The 18,420-nt window shown below is 70.3% G+C and carries 15 protein-coding genes; 14 read left to right on the forward strand and 1 reads right to left on the reverse strand.

Going from position 1 to position 18,420, the window contains the following annotated elements; translation table 11 throughout:
• Nucleotides 1-62: 62 nt before the first annotated feature.
• Nucleotides 63-923: a C40 family peptidase gene (locus AC5K6T_RS00425; protein ID WP_493204739.1), complete on the reverse strand. Its 861-nt coding sequence runs from the start codon at nucleotides 921-923 to the stop codon at nucleotides 63-65.
• 1,244 nt (nucleotides 924-2,167) lie between these two features.
• Between AC5K6T_RS00425 and AC5K6T_RS00430 the strand changes: the two genes are divergently transcribed.
• From AC5K6T_RS00430 to nuoN, 14 genes are read left to right on the forward strand one after another with little or no spacing between them, the layout of a single operon-like run.
• A complete protein-coding gene (locus AC5K6T_RS00430; protein WP_007383963.1) occupies nucleotides 2,168-2,527 on the forward strand; it encodes an NADH-quinone oxidoreductase subunit A in 360 nt (119 codons plus the stop codon).
• Between the two features lie 13 nt (nucleotides 2,528-2,540).
• A complete protein-coding gene (locus tag AC5K6T_RS00435; RefSeq protein ID WP_006133126.1) occupies nucleotides 2,541-3,095 on the forward strand; it encodes a NuoB/complex I 20 kDa subunit family protein in 555 nt (184 codons plus the stop codon).
• The gene (locus tag AC5K6T_RS00440; protein WP_493204740.1) at nucleotides 3,092-3,877 is read left to right on the forward strand and encodes an NADH-quinone oxidoreductase subunit C; all 786 of its coding nucleotides are present in this window, start codon (nucleotides 3,092-3,094) and stop codon (nucleotides 3,875-3,877) included. Before AC5K6T_RS00435 ends, AC5K6T_RS00440 begins: the two co-directional genes overlap by 4 nt.
• Complete coding sequence (locus AC5K6T_RS00445; protein ID WP_493204741.1) at nucleotides 3,874-5,196, forward strand: NADH-quinone oxidoreductase subunit D; 1,323 nt, start codon at nucleotides 3,874-3,876, stop codon at nucleotides 5,194-5,196. Before AC5K6T_RS00440 ends, AC5K6T_RS00445 begins: the two co-directional genes overlap by 4 nt.
• Nucleotides 5,193-6,077: an NADH-quinone oxidoreductase subunit NuoE gene (nuoE, locus tag AC5K6T_RS00450; protein ID WP_493204742.1), complete on the forward strand. Its 885-nt coding sequence runs from the start codon at nucleotides 5,193-5,195 to the stop codon at nucleotides 6,075-6,077. The genes AC5K6T_RS00445 and nuoE overlap by 4 nt, the downstream gene beginning before the upstream one ends.
• Nucleotides 6,077-7,426, forward strand: a complete 1,350-nt coding sequence (gene nuoF / locus AC5K6T_RS00455; RefSeq protein WP_493204743.1) for an NADH-quinone oxidoreductase subunit NuoF — start codon at nucleotides 6,077-6,079, stop codon at nucleotides 7,424-7,426. Before nuoE ends, nuoF begins: the two co-directional genes overlap by 1 nt.
• Complete coding sequence (locus AC5K6T_RS00460) at nucleotides 7,423-9,927, forward strand: NADH-quinone oxidoreductase subunit G (RefSeq protein WP_493204744.1); 2,505 nt, start codon at nucleotides 7,423-7,425, stop codon at nucleotides 9,925-9,927. Before nuoF ends, AC5K6T_RS00460 begins: the two co-directional genes overlap by 4 nt.
• The gene (gene nuoH, locus AC5K6T_RS00465; RefSeq protein ID WP_493204745.1) at nucleotides 9,924-11,288 is read left to right on the forward strand and encodes an NADH-quinone oxidoreductase subunit NuoH; all 1,365 of its coding nucleotides are present in this window, start codon (nucleotides 9,924-9,926) and stop codon (nucleotides 11,286-11,288) included. The genes AC5K6T_RS00460 and nuoH overlap by 4 nt, the downstream gene beginning before the upstream one ends.
• Nucleotides 11,281-11,904: an NADH-quinone oxidoreductase subunit NuoI gene (gene nuoI / locus AC5K6T_RS00470; protein WP_493204746.1), complete on the forward strand. Its 624-nt coding sequence runs from the start codon at nucleotides 11,281-11,283 to the stop codon at nucleotides 11,902-11,904. Before nuoH ends, nuoI begins: the two co-directional genes overlap by 8 nt.
• Nucleotides 11,901-12,743 (forward strand): NADH-quinone oxidoreductase subunit J, encoded by an 843-nt coding sequence (locus AC5K6T_RS00475; RefSeq protein WP_493204747.1) that lies wholly within the window; start codon nucleotides 11,901-11,903, stop codon nucleotides 12,741-12,743. Before nuoI ends, AC5K6T_RS00475 begins: the two co-directional genes overlap by 4 nt.
• Nucleotides 12,740-13,039 carry an NADH-quinone oxidoreductase subunit NuoK gene (gene nuoK, locus AC5K6T_RS00480; protein ID WP_053760538.1) on the forward strand — a complete coding sequence of 100 codons (300 nt, stop codon included), beginning with the start codon at nucleotides 12,740-12,742 and terminating at the stop codon, nucleotides 13,037-13,039. Before AC5K6T_RS00475 ends, nuoK begins: the two co-directional genes overlap by 4 nt.
• Before the next feature lie 14 nt (nucleotides 13,040-13,053).
• Complete coding sequence (gene nuoL, locus AC5K6T_RS00485) at nucleotides 13,054-14,967, forward strand: NADH-quinone oxidoreductase subunit L (protein ID WP_493204748.1); 1,914 nt, start codon at nucleotides 13,054-13,056, stop codon at nucleotides 14,965-14,967.
• 5 nt (nucleotides 14,968-14,972) lie between these two features.
• Complete coding sequence (locus tag AC5K6T_RS00490) at nucleotides 14,973-16,544, forward strand: NADH-quinone oxidoreductase subunit M (protein WP_493204749.1); 1,572 nt, start codon at nucleotides 14,973-14,975, stop codon at nucleotides 16,542-16,544.
• Nucleotides 16,541-18,190: an NADH-quinone oxidoreductase subunit NuoN gene (gene nuoN / locus AC5K6T_RS00495; protein ID WP_493204750.1), complete on the forward strand. Its 1,650-nt coding sequence runs from the start codon at nucleotides 16,541-16,543 to the stop codon at nucleotides 18,188-18,190. Before AC5K6T_RS00490 ends, nuoN begins: the two co-directional genes overlap by 4 nt.
• Nucleotides 18,191-18,420: the final 230 nt, after the last annotated feature.

Consider the following 18,420-nt stretch of genomic DNA (forward strand, 5'->3'; position numbering starts at 1 on the left):
GCAGCCCCCGAGCGGCTGCGGCCCTTCGCCGGTCACGCGTGCACCCACACGCGTCGCTGGTCTCAGAGCACGCGCACCGCACCCGACGCCGGATACCCGGACAGGTCCTGGATGACGACGCCCTTGGACGGGTTGGCCGCGTCCAGGTACTGGCCGTTCCCGACGTACACCCCCACGTGGTACGCGGAGCCCTTGCCGCCCCAGTACAGGATGTCCCCGACCTGGAGGTTGGAGGTGCCGACCTCGACCCCGGCCATCGACTGGTCCTGCGAGACCCGCGGAAGGTCCACGCCGACCTGCCGGAAGGCGGCCTGGACGAGGCTGGAGCAGTCCCACGCGTTGGGGCCGGTGGCGCCCATCACGTAGGCGTCGCCCAGCTGCGCCTTGAGGAAGGCGATGACGGTGCCCACGGAACCGCTCGCCGGCGTCGTCACCGTGTCCGACGCCGAGGCGGACGCGGGCGCGGGAGCGGACGTGGTCGTGAGGGTGGCGCGCTCGACGGACCGGGAGGCGGCGGCTTCGGCGGCCGCCCGGCGGGCGGCCTCCTCGGCGGCCTTCTTCCGCGCCTCGGCCTTCTTCTTCGCCTCCGCGAGGTCCGACTTGGCCTGCTTCGCGGCCTTCGCGGCGGCCGCGTCGCGCTCGGCCGCCAGCTCGTAGTTCGCGGCCGCCAGCTCCGTGGCGTACGCGGACTCGGCGACCTGGCTGGACAGGTCGGCCGTGAGGGTGGGCAGTTCGAGGGTCTGCGTCACCGGCTCCGCGGCGCTTGCCGAGGCCGACGCACCCGCCGCCGCCATGCTGAGGACGCCACCGGCGACTCCGGCGCGCATCGCGAGGTTCGAGGACGCGCTGCGGCGGGGCTTCCGGTGGCTGCGTATGTGAGCGGTGTGGGACATGAGAGCAATCGGTATCAGGGGCTCCTCCATACCTACAAGAAACGTGGGCTGCGCCACAGTTGTTCAACCGCGGCCGCAACTCCACGGAGTTGGAGCGCCCATTGACGCCGTAACGGACATTGCGGACGCAACCCTGTAAGCCTGTGATCACGGCCTTTCGTCGTTACGTCCGAATTGCCCCTCACCTACCATCGGTTGAGACGGTTGGCCAAGCCCGCTTCTCATCCCCCTCTCATGAGTGTGGTCGAGGTCACGGAACGGTCACCGGAGTGGCTGCGTCCGCCGTGGGTCGCCCCGGGCGCGAGGGCCGTGCGGGGCAATCCGGCCCGAATCCGGCCCGGGTCCCTGGCCTGGCCCCGGTCCCTGGCCCGGCCTCCCGGCCCGGTCCCCGGGGTCCGGGACCGGCTGCGGGTTCAGCCCGGGGCCGGTCCGGGTTCGACCGCCGGCCCGCCTACGGGATCCCGCCCCCGGTCCGGCCCGCTCCCGCCGCGGGCTCGGTCCGCCGACCTGGGTGCGGCTCGGTGCCTCCGCCTCGGCCGGCGGCTGGGGGTGAGTGGGCGGGCTCTTTCCTTCGCTCCCCTCGCCTCCCGCCTCTCCCGCCTCTCTCTGCTCTTCCCCCCTTCCCCCCTGCTCTTCTCCCGCCTCTCTCTGCTCTTCCCCCCTTCCCCCCTTCCCCCCTGCTCTTCTCCCGCCTCTCTTCCTCCTCCGGCCCCTCTCCCGCCCCTCCCTCCCCCTGCTCCCGCCCCTCCTTCCCTTCCCTCCCTGCTCCTCCTCGTGTGTCGATTCCGCGCCGGGGCGCCCTCGTGTCCGGCTCCGCGTGGCGGGGGTGTGGTGCTCGTGAACGCGTGCACACGTCCACACCCCGCCCCGGACCTCCCTCTGATGTGTGAACGCGGCTCCCTACCAAGGGGAGCGCGGCAACACCAATTTGCATGCAGTGGAAGTCTCTTGATATGGAGACGACCCCTCTGAGCTGGTCCGATGAGCGAAAATGTCACCTCTGGTGATCACTCGGACGCTTCGAGTGCGAAGATCACCGCTCATCCGACTTCATGATCCTTCGTCAGGTGGTGGAGATCACAAAGCTTGTGGAATACCCCGTGTCGCAGATCACAGAGCCCCGGGCATAAGATGCGAGGCAGTTGGGCTTGTGACCTGCTTCACATGTTCTCGATCTTCGTCCGGGACGGGCGGGGCGCGAGGGGCCGGTGAGACGGATGTGAGCTCAATGCAACCCGCCAGCAGTCAATGCCGACTGAGAGGAGCGAGGAGCGGTGAACGCGTATGCGCCCATCCTCGTACTGGGAGCCCTCGGGGCAGGCTTTGCGATCTTCTCCGTGGTCATGGCCACGCTGATCGGTCCGAAGCGGTACAACCGCGCCAAGCTCGAAGCCTATGAGTGCGGCATCGAGCCGACCCCCACGCCGGCCGGCGGCGGGCGCTTCCCCATCAAGTACTACCTGACGGCGATGCTCTTCATCGTCTTCGACATCGAGATCGTCTTCCTCTACCCGTGGGCCGTCACGTTCGACGCCCTGGGTGTGTTCGGGCTCGTGGAGATGCTGCTCTTCGTGCTCACCGTCTTCGTGGCCTACGCGTATGTGTGGCGGCGCGGCGGCCTGGAATGGGACTGAGGGGCCTTAGGACATGGGACTCGAAGAAAAGCTGCCGAGCGGCTTCCTGCTGACCACCGTGGAGCAGGCCGCGGGCTGGGTGCGCAAGTCGTCCGTCTTCCCGGCCACGTTCGGCCTCGCCTGCTGCGCCATCGAGATGATGACCACCGGTGCCGGACGGTACGACCTGGCCCGGTTCGGCATGGAGGTCTTCCGCGGATCGCCGCGTCAGGCCGACCTGATGATCGTCGCCGGCCGGGTGAGCCAGAAGATGGCGCCGGTGCTCAGGCAGGTCTACGACCAGATGCCGAATCCCAAGTGGGTGATCTCCATGGGGGTCTGCGCCTCCTCGGGCGGCATGTTCAACAACTACGCCATCGTCCAGGGCGTCGACCACGTCGTGCCGGTCGACATCTATCTGCCCGGCTGCCCGCCCCGGCCGGAGATGCTGATGGACGCCATCCTCAAGCTGCACCAGAAGATCCAGAGCTCCAAGCTCGGCGTGAACGCCGAGGAAGCGGCCCGGGAGGCGGAGGAAGCGGCGCTCAAGGCCCTGCCGACGATCGAGATGAAGGGGCTGCTGCGGTGAGCGACGCGAACGGCAAGGGCGAGAACGGTCCCGGCGGCGCCGGAGAGGCCCAGGGCGCCGGAGAGGTCAACCCCGAGAAGGACCTCTCCTCCTCCAACCTTCCCGGCCAGCGCGGCCAGGGCGGCGAGGAGATCCGCGTGCAGCGCGGCATGTTCGGCGCCGCGGGCGGTGGTGACACCTCCGGCTACGGCGGCCTGGTCCGCTCGGTGCGGCTCCCGGGGCCGGCCGGCCGGCCCTACGGCGGCTGGTTCGACGAGGTCGCCGACGAACTCGAGGGCGCCCTGGAGGAGCAGGACCTCCTCCCCGGCAACGTCATCGAGAAGACGGTCGTCGACCGCGACGAACTCACCTTCCACATCGAGCGCGAGCACCTGCCCCAGGTGGCCCGCACCCTGCGCGACGACCCCGCGCTGCGCTTCGAACTGTGCACCGGGGTCAGCGCGGTGCACTACCCGAACGACAAGGGCCGCGAACTGCACGCCGTCTACCACCTGCGCTCGATCACCCACAACCGGCTGATCCGCCTGGAGGTCAGCGCCCCCGACAGCGACCCGCGCATCCCCTCCCTCGTCCCCGTCTATCCGACGAACGACTGGCACGAGCGGGAGACGTACGACTTCTTCGGAATCGTCTTCGAGGGGCACCCGGCCCTGACCCGGATCATGATGCCCGACGACTGGCAGGGCCACCCGCAGCGCAAGGACTACCCCCTCGGCGGCATCCCCGTCGAGTACAAGGGCGCCCAGATCCCGGCTCCGGACCAGCGGAGGTCGTACTCATGAGCACGCAGCACGCAACTCCGCGCGAGACCACCGAAGGCACCGTCTACACGGTCACCGGTGGCGACTGGGACGAGGTCGTCCAGTCCGCGGCCCGCGCCGACGACGAGCGCATCGTCGTCAACATGGGTCCCCAGCACCCCTCCACGCACGGGGTGCTGCGGCTGATCCTGGAGATCGACGGCGAGACGGTCACCGAGGCCCGCTGCGGCATCGGCTACCTGCACACCGGCATCGAGAAGAACCTCGAGTACCGCACGTGGACGCAGGGCACCACCTTCGTCACGCGCATGGACTACCTGACGTCCTTCTTCAACGAGACCGCGTACTGCCTGGCCGTCGAGAAGCTGCTCGGCATCGAGGACGAGATCACCGAGCGAGCCACCATCATCCGGGTCCTCCTGATGGAGCTGAACCGTCTGAGCTCCCACCTGGTGTGCATCGCCACCGGCGGCATGGAGCTCGGCGCCACCACCGTCATGATCTACGGCTTCCGCGACCGCGAGATGATCCTCGACATCTACGAGCTCATCACGGGCCTGCGGATGAACCACGCCTACATCCGCCCCGGCGGACTCGCCCAGGACCTCCCGCCCGGCGCGGTGGACCAGATCCGCGAGTTCGTGAAGAAGATGAAGAAGAACCTCCCGGAGTACGACAAGCTCGCCACCGGGAACCCCATCTTCAAGGCCCGGATGCAGGACATCGGCTACCTCGACCTGGCCGGCTGCATGGCCCTCGGCGCCACCGGCCCGATCCTGCGCTCCACCGGCCTGCCGCACGACCTGCGCAAGACACAGCCCTACTGCGGCTACGAGACGTACGACTTCGACGTCCCGACCACCGACACCTGCGACGCCTACGGCCGCTTCCTGATCCGCCTGGAGGAGATGCGCCAGTCGCTCAGGATCGTCGAGCAGTGCCTGGACCGGCTCCAGCCCGGGCCGGTCATGGTCGCCGACAAGAAGATCGCCTGGCCCGCACAGCTCGCGCTCGGCCCCGACGGGCTCGGCAACTCCCTCGACCACATCAAGAAGATCATGGGCACCTCCATGGAGGCCCTGATCCACCACTTCAAGCTGGTCACCGAGGGCTTCCGGGTGCCGCCGGGACAGGCGTACGCGGCCGTCGAATCACCCAAGGGCGAACTCGGGGTGCACGCCGTGTCCGACGGCGGCACCCGCCCCTACCGGGTCCACTTCCGCGACCCGTCCTTCACCAACCTGCAGGCCATGGCGGCGATGTGCGAGGGCGGCCAGGTCGCCGACGTCATCGTCGCCGTCGCATCCATCGACCCCGTGATGGGAGGCGTCGACCGGTGACCACCTCATCCTCCGAGCGGGGCGTCAGCCTGGGCATGCCCGAGCTGCCCGCGCCCGGCTACCCGGACGACGTCCGGGAACGGCTCGAACGCGACGCGCGCGAGGTCGTCGCCCGCTACCCGGACTCGCGCTCCGCCCTCCTGCCGCTGCTCCACCTCGTGCAGTCCGAGGAGGGGCACGTCACGCGCACCGGCATGGCGTTCTGCGCGGACCTGCTCGGCCTGACCACGGCCGAGGTCACCGCGGTCGCCACCTTCTACACCATGTACCGGCGCGGCCCCTCCGGCGACTACCAGGTGGGCGTGTGCACCAACACCCTGTGCGCGGTGATGGGCGGCGACGCCATCTTCGAGGCCCTCCAGGAGCACCTGGGTGTCGGCAACGGCGGGACCACCGAGGACGGCAAGGTCACCCTGGAGCACATCGAGTGCAACGCGGCCTGCGACTTCGCCCCGGTCGTGATGGTCAACTGGGAGTTCTTCGACAACCAGACCGTGGAGAGCGCCAAGCGGCTGGTGGACGACCTGCGCACCGGCCGGACGGCCTCCCCCACGCGCGGGGCGCCGCTGTGCACCTTCAAGGAGACCGCCCGGATCCTGGCCGGCTTCCCCGACGAGCGGCCCGGGGCCGTCGAGGGCGGCGGCAGCGCGGGCCCCGCGTCACTGACCGGCCTGCGCCTGGCCAAGGGCGAGACCGCACCCGCGCGGGTCGTCCACCCGCGCGACGGCGGACCCCAGGAACCACCCCAGGAACCTCCGCAGGACCGGACGGCGCACCAGCCGTCGTCCGCCGAGCACCTCAGCCCGCACGACGCGCCGCAGGACACGTCGGCGTCCGACCCCGCGCACCCGGCCGGGCCGACCGCCGAGGAGGGGGAGTGATGACCTTGGCACCCGAGCTGAAAGACACCGGCCCCGAGAAGCTGCTGGCACCCGTGCTGTCGGCCTTCTGGGACGAGGAGCGCTCCTGGACGCTGGACGTCTACCGGCGCCACGACGGATACGAGGGGCTGCGCAAGGCGCTCGCCATGACGCCGGACGACGTGATCGCCTACGTCAAGGAATCCGGACTGCGCGGACGCGGCGGCGCCGGATTCCCGACCGGGATGAAATGGCAGTTCATTCCGCAGGGCGACGGAAAGCCGCACTATCTTGTTGTCAACGCCGACGAGTCGGAGCCCGGCACCTGCAAGGACATCCCGCTCCTCTTCGCGAACCCGCACAGCCTCATCGAGGGCATCGTCATCGCGTGCTACGCCATCAGGTCGTCCCACGCCTTCATCTATCTCCGGGGTGAGGTCGTCCCCGTTCTGCGGCGGCTGCACGAGGCCGTGCGCGAGGCCTACGAGGCGGGATACCTCGGCGAGAACGTCCTCGGCAGCGGACTCGACCTGGACCTCACCGTGCACGCGGGGGCGGGCGCGTACATCTGCGGCGAGGAGACAGCGCTGCTGGACTCCCTCGAAGGCCGCCGTGGACAGCCGCGGCTGCGTCCCCCCTTTCCGGCTGTGGCAGGTCTCTACGCCTGCCCGACTGTGGTGAACAACGTCGAGTCCATCGCGTCGGTTCCCGCCATCATGAAGAACGGCAAGGACTGGTTCAGGTCGATGGGCAGCGAGAAGTCCCCCGGCTTCACTCTCTACTCGCTCAGCGGCCACGTCGCCGGCCCCGGACAGTACGAGGCCCCGCTCGGCATCACCCTGCGCCAGCTGCTGGAGATGAGCGGCGGCATGCGGCCCGGGCACCGGCTGAAGTTCTGGACGCCCGGCGGCTCCTCGACGCCGCTGCTCACCGACGAGCACCTCGACGTCCCCCTCGACTACGAGGGCGTCGGCGCCGCGGGCTCCATGCTCGGCACCAAGGCCCTGCAGTGCTTCGACGAGACGACCTGCGTGGTGCGGGCGGTGACCCGCTGGACCGAGTTCTACGCCCACGAGTCCTGCGGCAAGTGCACCCCCTGCCGCGAGGGCACGTACTGGCTCGTCCAGCTGCTGCGCGACATCGAGGCGGGCAAGGGCGTCATGAGCGACCTCGACAAGCTGAACGACATCGCCGACAACATCAACGGCAAGTCGTTCTGCGCCCTCGGTGACGGCGCCGCCTCGCCGATCTTCTCCTCGCTGCAGTACTTCCGCGACGAGTACGAGCAGCACATCACGGGCCGCGGCTGCCCCTTCGACCCGGCGAAGTCGACGGCCTGGGCCGACCAGCACCTGGAGGTGAACGCATGACGGTGACCACGAGCGCTCCCTCCTCAGGCGGCGACGCGGCCGTCCCGCCGGAGGATCTCGTGTCGCTGACCATCGACGGCGCCGAGATCAGCGTGCCCAAGGGCACCCTGGTCATCCGGGCCGCCGAGCAACTCGGCATCGAGATCCCCCGCTTCTGCGACCACCCCCTGCTCGACCCGGCGGGCGCCTGCCGCCAGTGCATCGTCGAGGTCGAGGGCCAGCGCAAACCGATGGCGTCCTGCACCATCACCTGCACCGACGGGATGGTCGTCAAGACCCACCTGACCTCGCCGGTCGCCGAGAAGGCGCAGCGGGGCGTGATGGAGCTCCTGCTCATCAACCACCCGCTCGACTGCCCGGTCTGCGACAAGGGCGGCGAGTGCCCGCTGCAGAACCAGGCCATGTCGCACGGCCAGGCCGACTCCCGGTTCGAGGGCCGCAAGCGCACCTACGAGAAGCCGGTGCCGATCTCCACCCAGGTGCTGCTGGACCGGGAGCGCTGCGTGCTGTGCGCGCGCTGCACCCGCTTCTCGAACCAGATCGCCGGCGACCCGATGATCGAGCTCGTCGAGCGGGGCGCACTGCAGCAGGTCGGTACCGGCGAGGGCGACCCCTTCCAGTCGTACTTCTCCGGCAACACCATCCAGATCTGCCCGGTCGGCGCGCTCACCTCCGCGGCGTACCGGTTCCGCTCCCGCCCCTTCGACCTGGTGTCCTCCCCGAGCGTGTGCGAGCACTGCTCCGGCGGCTGTGCCACCCGCACCGACCACCGGCGCGGCAAGGTCATGCGACGCCTGGCGGCCGCGGACCCCGAGGTCAACGAGGAGTGGATCTGCGACAAGGGGCGCTTCGCGTTCCGCTACGCGCAGCAGCGCGACCGCATCGACACCCCGCTGGTGCGGAACGCCCAGGGCGCGCTCGTCCCGGCGTCGTGGCCCGAGGCGCTGCAGACCGCGGCCGACGGCCTGCGGGCCGCGCGCGGCCGCACCGGTGTGCTGGCGGGCGGCCGGCTGACCGTCGAGGACGCCTACGCCTACAGCAAGTTCGCGCGCGTGGCCCTCGACACCAACGACGTCGACTTCCGCGCGCGCGTGCACAGCAGCGAGGAGGCCGACTTCCTCGCCGCCCGGGTCGCCGGACGCGGCCGCGACCTCGACGGCACCGGAGTGACGTACACGGCGCTGGAGAAGGCGCCGGCCGTGCTGCTGGCCGGTATCGAGGCCGAGGAGGAGGCGCCCGGCGTCTTCCTGCGGCTGCGCAAGGCCTGGCGCGGGCACGGCCAGCAGGTGTACGCGCTGGCCACGCACGCCACGCGCGGCCTCCAGAAGGCGGGCGGCACGCTGCTGCCGGCCGCCCCCGGCACCGAGACCGAGTGGCTGGACGCCCTCGCGAGCGGCGTCGGCCTGGAGGAGCCCGGCGGCCGCTGCGCCGAGGCCCTGCGCACCGACGGCGCCGTGATCGTCGTCGGTGAGCGGCTGGCCGCCGTCGCGGGCGGGCTCACCGCCGCCGTACGGGCCGCCGCGGCGACCGGGGCGCGGCTGGCGTGGATCCCGCGCCGGGCCGGTGAGCGCGGTGCCGTCGAGGCGGGCGCGCTGCCGTCCCTGCTGCCCGGCGGGCGCCCGGCCACCGACCCGCGCGCCCGGGAGGAGGTCGCCGCCGCCTGGGGCGTCGCCGACCTGCCGCACCGCTACGGCCGCGACACCGGGCAGATCGTCGAGGCCGCGGCCTCCGGCGAGCTGCGGGCGCTGCTGGTGGCGGGCGTCGAGGTCGCCGACCTGCCCGACCCCGCCCGCGCACGTGCGGCGCTCGACGAGGCCGGCTTCGTGGTGTCGCTGGAGCTGCGGCCCAGCGAGGTCACCGAGTACGCGGACGTGGTGCTGCCGGTCGCGGCGGTCGCCGAGAAGGCCGGCACCTTCCTCAACTGGGAGGGCCGGGTGAGGTTCTTCGAGGCCGCGCTCAAGCCGGACCAGATGACCCGTCGCCCGGCGCCCCCCGACGCCCGGGTGCTGCAGATGCTGGCCGACGCCATGGACGTGCACCTGGGCCTGCCGGACCTGCGGACCGCGCGCGCCGAGCTGGACCGGCTGGGCGCGTGGGACGGCCCGCGGGCCGACGACCCGGTGGAGCCCGCGGGCGTGACGCCGCGGCCCGCGGCCGGGGAGGCGGTGCTCGCCGGACACCGGCTGCTGCTGGACCAGGGCGTGCTGCAGCAGGGTGACGAGGCACTGGCCGGCACCCGGCACGCGGCACGCGCGCGTGTCTCGGCGGCCACGGCCGTCGAGGCGGGTGTCCCGGACGGCGGGCTGCTGGCCGTGACCGGGCCCGCCGGCACCGTAGAACTGCCCCTGGAGGTGACCGAGATGCCCGACCGGGTGGTCTGGCTTCCGCTGCACTCCACCGGCCGGGGAGTCGCCTCCGACGCCGGAGCACGGCCCGGCTCCCTCGTCCGTATCGGCCCGGCGGTCTCGGCCGGCGACGCCCCCGAGGAGGTGGAGGCATGAGCCTGTTCCTCGCCGCTGAAGACCTCTCGCTGTTCGGCCGCGACCCGTGGTGGCTGGTCGCGGTCAAGGCCGTGTTCTGCTTCGCCTTCCTGATGGTGACCGTGCTGTTCTCCATCGTCTGGGAGCGCAAGGTCGTCGCCTGGATGCAGCTGCGCATCGGCCCCAACCGGCACGGCCCGTGGGGCATGCTCCAGTCGCTCGCCGACGGCATCAAGCTGATGCTGAAGGAAGACGTCGTCGTCAAGCGCGCGGACAAGGTCGTGTACGTCCTGGCGCCGGTGGTGGCGGCCATCCCGGCCTTCATGGCGATCGCGGTGATCCCCTTCGGCCCGGCCGGGAACGAGGTGTCGGTCTTCGGCACGCGCACCACGATGCAGCTGACCGACCTGCCGATCGCGATGCTGTTCATCCTCGCGGTCGCCTCGGTCGGCATCTACGGCATCGTGCTGGCGGGCTGGAGCTCGGGGTCGACGTACCCGCTGCTGGGCGGTCTGCGCAGCTGCGCGCAGATGATCTCCTACGAGATCGCGATGGGCGCCGCGTTCGCCTCGGTGTTCCTCTACTCGGGGTCGATGTCGACGTCGGCGATCGTCGAGCAGCAGACCGACCGCTGGTACATCCTGCTGCTGCCGGTGTCGTTCATCATCTACGTCGTCACGATGGTCGGCGAGACCAACCGCGCCCCGTTCGACATGCCGGAGTCCGAGGGCGACCTGGTCGGCGGCTTCAACACCGAGTACTCGTCGATCAAGTTCGCGATGTTCATGCTCGCCGAGTACGTCAACATGGTGACCGTCTCGGCGGTGTCGGTGACGCTGTTCCTGGGCGGCTGGCGGGCCCCGTGGCCGGTGAGCACCTTCTGGGAGGGCGCCAACCACGGCTGGTGGCCGCTGCTCTGGTTCACCGTCAAGGTGCAGCTGGTGCTGTTCTTCTTCATCTGGCTGCGCGGCACGCTCCCGCGGGTGCGCTACGACCAGCTGATGAAGCTGGGCTGGAAGGTGCTCATCCCGGTCTCCCTGGTGTGGCTGATGCTGGTGGCGACCGTGCGGGCCCTGCGCAACGAGAACTACGACTTCGCCGACATCGCCCTGTACGTGGGCGGCGGTGTACTCGCCCTGCTGCTGCTCTCGTTCGTCGTGGACTTCTTCCGCGGCGGGGAGCGGCGGGGCGAGGCGGCGGGCGCGGAGCGCCCCCCGTTCGACCCGATGGCGGGCGGGTTCCCCGTGCCGCCGCTGCCGGGACAGGAGCTGCCGGCGGTGCCGCGCAGGCGTCCGCGCCGGGAGCGCGAGTTGATTGTCAGTGGTGGACCGGATACTGCCAGTGACGGATCTCTGGATGGAAAGGAGGCGTCCGATGGCTGAGGAGCCCAAGGAGACCGAGCAGTCGAGCCCCGGTTTCCAGAACCCCGTGGCCGGCTTCGGCGTGACCTTCAGGGCCATGTTCAGGAAGCGGCTGACCGAGCAGTACCCGGAGCAGCGCAAGACCACCGCTCCGCGTTTCCACGGACGGCACCAGCTCAACCGCCATCCGGACGGCCTGGAGAAGTGCGTCGGGTGCGAACTGTGCGCATGGGCCTGCCCGGCCGACGCGATCTACGTGGAGGGCGCCGACAACACCGACGAGGAGCGCTACTCCCCGGGCGAGCGGTACGGCCGCGTCTACCAGATCAACTACGCCCGCTGCATCCTGTGCGGCCTGTGCATCGAGGCGTGCCCCACGCGCGCGCTGACGATGACCAACGAGTTCGAGCTGGCCGACTCCAGCCGGGCCAACCTCATCTACACCAAGGAGCAGCTGCTCGCCGGCCTGGACGAGGGCATGGTGGACACGCCGCACGCCATCTACCCGGGCATGGACGAGCAGGACTACTACCGGGGTCTGGTGACGGAGGCCGCGCCGGGCACCGAGCGCCAGGCGGCCGTCTCCCAGTCGGAGGCCTCGCCGGTGGACGGCACGGCCGAGGAGGTGGACGCATGAGCGCCCAGCTCGCCGCCTACACCACGTCCACCGGGGAGGCCGTGCAGTTCTGGGTCCTCGGCACGGTCGCGGTGCTCGGAGCCCTGTGCACCGTCTTCCTGCGCAGGGCCGTGCACAGCGCGCTCTGCCTGGCCGGCACCATGATCGTCCTCGCGGTGTTCTACCTGGCCAACGGGGCCTACTTCCTCGGTGTCGTGCAGATCATCGTGTACACCGGCGCCATCATGATGCTGTTCCTGTTCGTGGTGATGCTGGTCGGTGTCACCGCGGCGGACTCGCTGAAGGAGACCATCAAGGGCCAGCGCTGGCTGGCCGCGCTGTGCGGTCTCGGCTTCGGCATCCTGCTGGTCGCCGGGATCGCCAACGCCGCGCTGACGGAGTTCGACGGCCTCGCCACGGCCAACGCGGGCGGCAACGTGCAGGGCCTGGCGGCCCTCATCTTCACCCGGTACGTCTTCGCCTTCGAGATCACCGGTGCCCTGCTGATCACGGCCGCCGTCGGTGCGATGGTGCTCACCCACCGCGAGCGCACCGAGCGGGCCAGGACCCAGCGCGAGCTGGCCGAGCAGCGGGTCCGCGAGGGCAAACACCTGCCGCCGCTGCCGGCGCCCGGGGTGTACGCGCGGCACAACGCCGTGGACATCGCGGGCCTGCTCCCGGACGGCACCCCGTCGGACCTGACGGTCAGCAGCACCCTGCGCGAGCGCGGCCAGGTCCGGGACGTCTCGGCGCAGGCGATGAACGACCTCAGGGCCGTCGAACGGCGGGCCGAGGAGCGCCTGGAGCGCACCGAGGTCGAACCGCCCCACTTCAAGCGGGCCGAGGAGGCGTCGAAGTGAACCCGGTCAACTACCTGTACCTGGCGGCGCTGCTGTTCACGATCGGCGCCACCGGCGTTCTGATCCGGCGGAACGCGATCGTGCTGTTCATGTGCATCGAGCTGATGCTGAACGCCTGCAACCTCGCGTTCGTCGCCTTCTCCCGCATGCACGGCAACCTCGACGGACAGATCATCGCCTTCTTCACGATGGTCGTCGCCGCCGCGGAGGTCGTGGTCGGGCTCGCGATCATCGTGTCGCTGTTCCGTTCCCGCCACTCGGCCTCGGTCGACGACGCCAGCCTGATGAAGCTGTAAGGGGTCGCTGAATCGTGGAGAACCTGATTGCGCTGCTCATCGCGGCGCCTCTGCTCGGAGCCGCCGTGCTGCTGTGCGGCGGACGGCGGCTGGACGCCGTCGGCCACTGGATCGGCACGGTGCTGGCGGCCGTCTCCTTCGTGTTCGGCGCCGTGCTGTTCACCGACCTGCTGGGCAGGCAGGCGGAGGACCGCACCCTCACACAGCACCTGTTCAGCTGGATCTCGGTCGGCGACTTCCAGGCCGAGGTCGCCTTCCAGCTGGACCAGCTGTCGATGACGTTCGTCCTGCTGATCACGGGCGTCGGCTCGCTGATCCACCTCTACTCCGTCGGGTACATGGAGCACGACGAGCGGCGCCGCCGCTTCTTCGGCTACCTGAACCTCTTCCTCGCGGCGATGCTGCTGCTCGTCCTCGCCGACAACTACCTCCTGCTGTACGTCGGCTGGGAGGGCGTCGGTCTCGCCTCCTACCTGCTGATCGGCTTCTGGCAGCACAAGCCCAGCGCCGCCACCGCCGCGAAGAAGGCCTTCCTGGTCAACCGGGTCGGCGACATGGGCCTGTCGATCGCGATCATGCTGATGTTCACGACGTTCGGCACCTTCGCGTTCGGTCCCGTGCTCGGCACCCCGGAGGAGCCCGGACTGGTCGCCGACACCAGCGAGGGACGCCTGACGGCCATCGCCCTGATGCTGCTGCTGGCCGCCTGCGGCAAGTCGGCCCAGGTGCCGCTGCAGTCCTGGCTCGGCGACGCGATGGAGGGCCCGACCCCCGTCTCGGCCCTGATCCACGCGGCGACGATGGTGACCGCGGGCGTCTACCTGATCGTCCGCTCCGCGACGGTCTTCAACGCGGCGCCCGACGCACAGCTGGTCGTCGTGACCGTCGGCGCGGTCACGCTGCTGTTCGGTGCGATCGTCGGTTGCGCGAAGGACGACATCAAGAAGGCGCTGGCCGGCTCCACCATGTCGCAGATCGGCTACATGGTGCTGGCCGCGGGCCTCGGCCCCATCGGCTACGTCTTCGCGATCATGCACCTGGTGACGCACGGCTTCTTCAAGGCCGGGCTGTTCCTCGGCGCGGGCTCGGTCATGCACGGCATGAACGACGAGGTCGACATGAGGAAGTACGGCGCCCTGCGGACGTACATGCCGGTCACCTTCGTCACCTTCGGCCTCGGCTACCTCGCCATCATCGGCTTTCCGGGGCTGTCCGGCTTCTTCTCCAAGGACAGGATCATCGAGGCGGCGTTCGCGAAGGGCGGCACCGAGGGCTGGATCCTCGGCGGCGTGGCCCTGCTCGGCGCGGCCATCACCGCGTTCTACATGACGCGCGTGATGCTGATGACCTTCTTCGGCGAGAAGCGCTGGCAGCCCGACGAGCACGGGCACGAGCCGCACCCGCACGAGTCGCCCAAGGTGATGACGATCCCGATGATCCTGCTGGCCGTCGGCTCGGTCGCGGGCGGTGCCCTGTTCAGCGTCGGCGACCGCTTCCTGCACTGGCTGGAGCCCGTCACCGGGCACGACCACGGGGACGCCCCGATCGGCGCGGGTGCGATCACCGGCGCGACCGTGGCCTGCATGGTCGTCGGCGTGGCCGTCGCCTGGGCGCAGTACGGCAGGCGGCCGGTCCCGGCCGTCGCCCCGCGCGGGTCGCTGCTCACCCGGGCCGCCCGCCGCGACCTGCTCCAGGACGACTTCAACCATGTGGTCCTGGTCCGCGGCGGTGAGCACCTCACCCGGTCCCTGGTCTACGTCGACCACACGCTGGTCGACGGTGTCGTCAACGGCACGGCTGCCTCGGTCGGCGGCCTCTCCGGACGGCTGCGCAGGCTGCAGAACGGCTTCGCACGGTCGTACGCGGTCTCGATGTTCGGCGGTGCGGCGCTCATCGTCGCCGCGACCCTGCTGATGAGGGCGGTCTGATACCGATGTCCTTTCCCCTGCTGACAGCGACGGCGGCGCTTCCCGCGGTGGGAGCGCTGGCCACGGCCGCCGTGCCCGCCGCGCGCCGCTCCGCCGCCAAGTGGCTGGCGCTGCTGTTCTCCCTCGCCACGCTCGCCCTGGCCGTCGCCGTCCTGGTCCGCTTCGACCCCGACGGCGACCGCTACCAGCTCACCGAGTCCCACTCCTGGATCAAGGACTTCGGGGTCCGCTACGAACTGGGCGTGGACGGCATCGGGGTGGCGCTGATCGCGCTCACGGCCCTGCTGATCCCGTTCATCGTCCTCGCGGGCTGGCACGACGCCGACCCGCTGGAGACCGGCAGCAAGCGGTGGCGGCCGACGCAGGGCTTCTTCGCCCTGATCCTGGCCGTCGAGGCCATGGTGATCATCTCGTTCGAGGCCACCGACGTCTTCGTCTTCTACATCTTCTTCGAAGCCATGCTGATCCCGATGTACTTCCTCATCGGCGGCTTCGGGGACCGTGCCCACGAGCACGGCGAGGAGGCCGCGGCGACCCAGCGGTCGTACGCGGCGGTGAAGTTCCTCCTCTACAACCTGGCCGGCGGTCTGATCATGCTGGCCGCGGTGATCGGCCTGTACGTGGTCGCCGGGAACTTCTCCCTCCCGGAGATCGCCGAGGCGCGCGCCAACGGGTCGCTCGACATGGCGACCAGCACCGAACGCTGGCTGTTCCTGGGCTTCTTCTTCGCCTTCGCGGTCAAGGCGCCGCTGTGGCCGCTGCACACCTGGCTGCCCAACGCGATGGGGGAGGCCACCGCACCGGTCGCCGTCCTCATCACCGCGGTGGTCGACAAGGTGGGCACGTTCGCGATGCTCCGCTTCTGCCTCGGGCTGTTCCCGGAGGCCTCGAAGTGGGCGACGCCCGCCGTCCTGGTGCTCGCCCTGATCAGCATCGTCTACGGGGCGCTGCTCGCGGTCGGTCAGCGGGACATCAAGCGGCTGGTGGCGTACGCGTCGATCTCGCACTTCGGGTTCATCATCATGGGCATCTTCGCGATGACCACCCAGGGCCAGTCCGGCGCGACCCTCTACATGGTCAACCACGGCATCTCGACGGCCGCGCTGATGCTGGTGGCCGGGTTCCTGATCTCGCGGCGCGGTTCGCGGCTCATCGCCGACTACGGCGGTGTGCAGAAGGTCGCCCCGGTCCTGGCGGGCACCTTCCTGATCGGTGGCCTGGCGACGCTGTCGCTGCCGGGGCTGGCGCCGTTCGTCAGTGAGTTCCTGGTGCTGGTCGGCACGTTCAGCGAGTACCCGGTGGTCGGCGTCATCGCCACCTTCGGCATCGTGCTGGCCGCGCTGTACACCCTCGTCCTCTACCAGCGGACGATGACCGGCCCGGTGAAGGACGAGGTCGCCGCGATGCCCGATCTCAGGGTGCGCGAGCTCGTCGTGGTCGCACCGCTCGTGGTGCTGCTGGTCTTCCTGGGCGTCTATCCGAAGCCGTTGACGGACGTCGTCAACCCGGCGGTGAAGCAGACCATGTCCGACGTACAGAAGCAGGACCCCCGGCCCGAGGTGGAGGCGGCCAAGTGAGCACACCAGCCGTCCACAACCTGTGGACAACCGCGGCCGACCCGATCTCCAAGATCGATACGCCGAAGATCGAATACGGGCAGCTGTCCCCCGTCCTGATCGTCGTGGGCGCGGCGGTCGTCGGGGTGCTCGTCGAGGCACTCGTACCGCGCCGGTCCCGCTACCACGCCCACCTGTTCGTCTCCGTCGTCGCGCTGGCCGCCGCGTTCGCCGCGGTGGTGGCGCTCGCGGCGGACGGGTTCGGCACCACCAAGGCGCGGGTCGCGGCCATGGGCGCGATCGCGGTCGACGGACCGGCCCTGTTCCTGCAGGGCACGATCCTGCTGGTCGCACTGGTCGGCCTGTTCACCTTCGCCGAACGCCGGCTGGACCCGCAGGCGCACGGCAACCGGGTGGACTCCTTCGCCGCGCAGGCCGCCTCCGTGCCCGGCAGCGACAGCGAGAGGGCCGCGGTCAAGGCCGGGTTCACCACCACCGAGGTGTTCCCGCTGCTGCTGTTCGCGGTCGCCGGCATGCTGGTGTTCCCCGCGGCCAACGACCTGCTGACGCTGTTCGTGGCCCTGGAGGTCTTCTCCCTGCCGCTGTACCTGCTGTGCGCGCTGGCCCGCCGCAAGCGGCTGATGTCGCAGGAAGCCGCCGTGAAGTACTTCCTGCTCGGCGCGTTCGCCTCCGCGTTCACCCTGTTCGGCATCGCCCTGCTGTACGGCTACTCGGGCTCGATGTCGTACGCGACGATCGCGCAGGTCGTCGACGGCTCGGTGCCCGAGGTCACGCCCGCCCTGGCCGGCACCATGGGCAACGACGCGCTGCTGCTGGTCGGTTCCGCGCTGATCGTGACGGGGCTGCTGTTCAAGGTGGGCGCGGTGCCGTTCCACATGTGGACGCCCGACGTCTACCAGGGTGCGCCGACGCCGGTGACCGGGTTCATGGCGGCCGCGACCAAGGTGGCCGCCTTCGGTGCCCTGCTGCGGATCCTGTACGTCGTCCTGCCGGGGCTGCGCTGGGACTGGCGGCCGGTGATGTGGGGCGTGGCGATCGTCACCATGCTGGGCGGCGCGATCGTCGCGATCACCCAGACGGACATCAAACGCCTGCTGGCGTACTCGTCGATCGCGCACGCCGGGTTCATCCTGGCCGGCGTCATCGCGACCACGCCGGACGGCGTCTCCTCCGTGCTGTTCTACCTGGGTGCCTACTCGTTCGTGACGATCGGCGCGTTCGCGGTGGTCACGCTGGTGCGGGACGCGGGCGGCGAGGCGACGCACCTGTCCAAGTGGGCGGGCCTCGGCCGGCGCTCCCCGCTGGTGGCGGCGGTGTTCGCGGTGTTCCTGCTGGCCTTCGCCGGCATCCCGCTGACCTCGGGCTTCGCCGGCAAGTTCGCCGTGTTCAAGGCGGCGGCGGAGGGCGGCGCGGCCCCGCTGGTGGTGATCGGTGTGATCTCCTCCGCGATCGCCGCGTTCTTCTACATCCGGGTGATCGTGCTGATGTTCTTCAGTGAGCCGAAGCCGGAAGGGCCGACCGTCGCCGTGCCGTCGCCGCTGACCATGACGGCGATCGGGGTGGGCGTGGCGGTCACGCTGGTGCTCGGTGTGGCCCCCCAGTACTTCCTGGACCTGGCGGGTCAGGCCGGGGTGTTCGTGCGCTGAACCGTCCCTGGAACGCCCTGTCCGTGGGCCCCGGGTCCCGCACGGGATCCGGGGCCCACGCCTGTGACGGGCGGCTCTTCCGCCGGGCGTCGGCCTGCCCGGCCGACGCCCGCCGGCGCCCCGACCGGCCCTCACGGAGCGTAGTGACGTTCACTCGAACGGGTCTGTGGACAACTCCTCGGCCCGGGGACGCGGGCGCCTATCGTTGACGCAAGTGGTCGAGATGCCGA

It is taken from the genome of Streptomyces sp. B8-7 (assembly GCF_058833805.1).

Bases quoted from the DNA above. Each gene is read 5' to 3' on its own strand.
- AC5K6T_RS00425 (WP_493204739.1), bottom strand. From the start codon at position 923: ATGGAGGAGCCCCTGATACCGATTGCTCTCATGTCCCACACCGCTCAC.
- AC5K6T_RS00435 (WP_006133126.1), top strand. From the start codon at position 2,541: ATGGGACTCGAAGAAAAGCTGCCGAGCGGCTTCCTGCTGACCACCGTG.
- AC5K6T_RS00445 (WP_493204741.1), top strand. From the start codon at position 3,874: ATGAGCACGCAGCACGCAACTCCGCGCGAGACCACCGAAGGCACCGTC.
- nuoF (WP_493204743.1), top strand. From the start codon at position 6,077: ATGACCTTGGCACCCGAGCTGAAAGACACCGGCCCCGAGAAGCTGCTG.
- AC5K6T_RS00460 (WP_493204744.1), top strand. From the start codon at position 7,423: ATGACGGTGACCACGAGCGCTCCCTCCTCAGGCGGCGACGCGGCCGTC.
- nuoH (WP_493204745.1), top strand. From the start codon at position 9,924: ATGAGCCTGTTCCTCGCCGCTGAAGACCTCTCGCTGTTCGGCCGCGAC.
- nuoI (WP_493204746.1), top strand. From the start codon at position 11,281: ATGGCTGAGGAGCCCAAGGAGACCGAGCAGTCGAGCCCCGGTTTCCAG.
- AC5K6T_RS00475 (WP_493204747.1), top strand. From the start codon at position 11,901: ATGAGCGCCCAGCTCGCCGCCTACACCACGTCCACCGGGGAGGCCGTG.
- AC5K6T_RS00490 (WP_493204749.1), top strand. From the start codon at position 14,973: ATGTCCTTTCCCCTGCTGACAGCGACGGCGGCGCTTCCCGCGGTGGGA.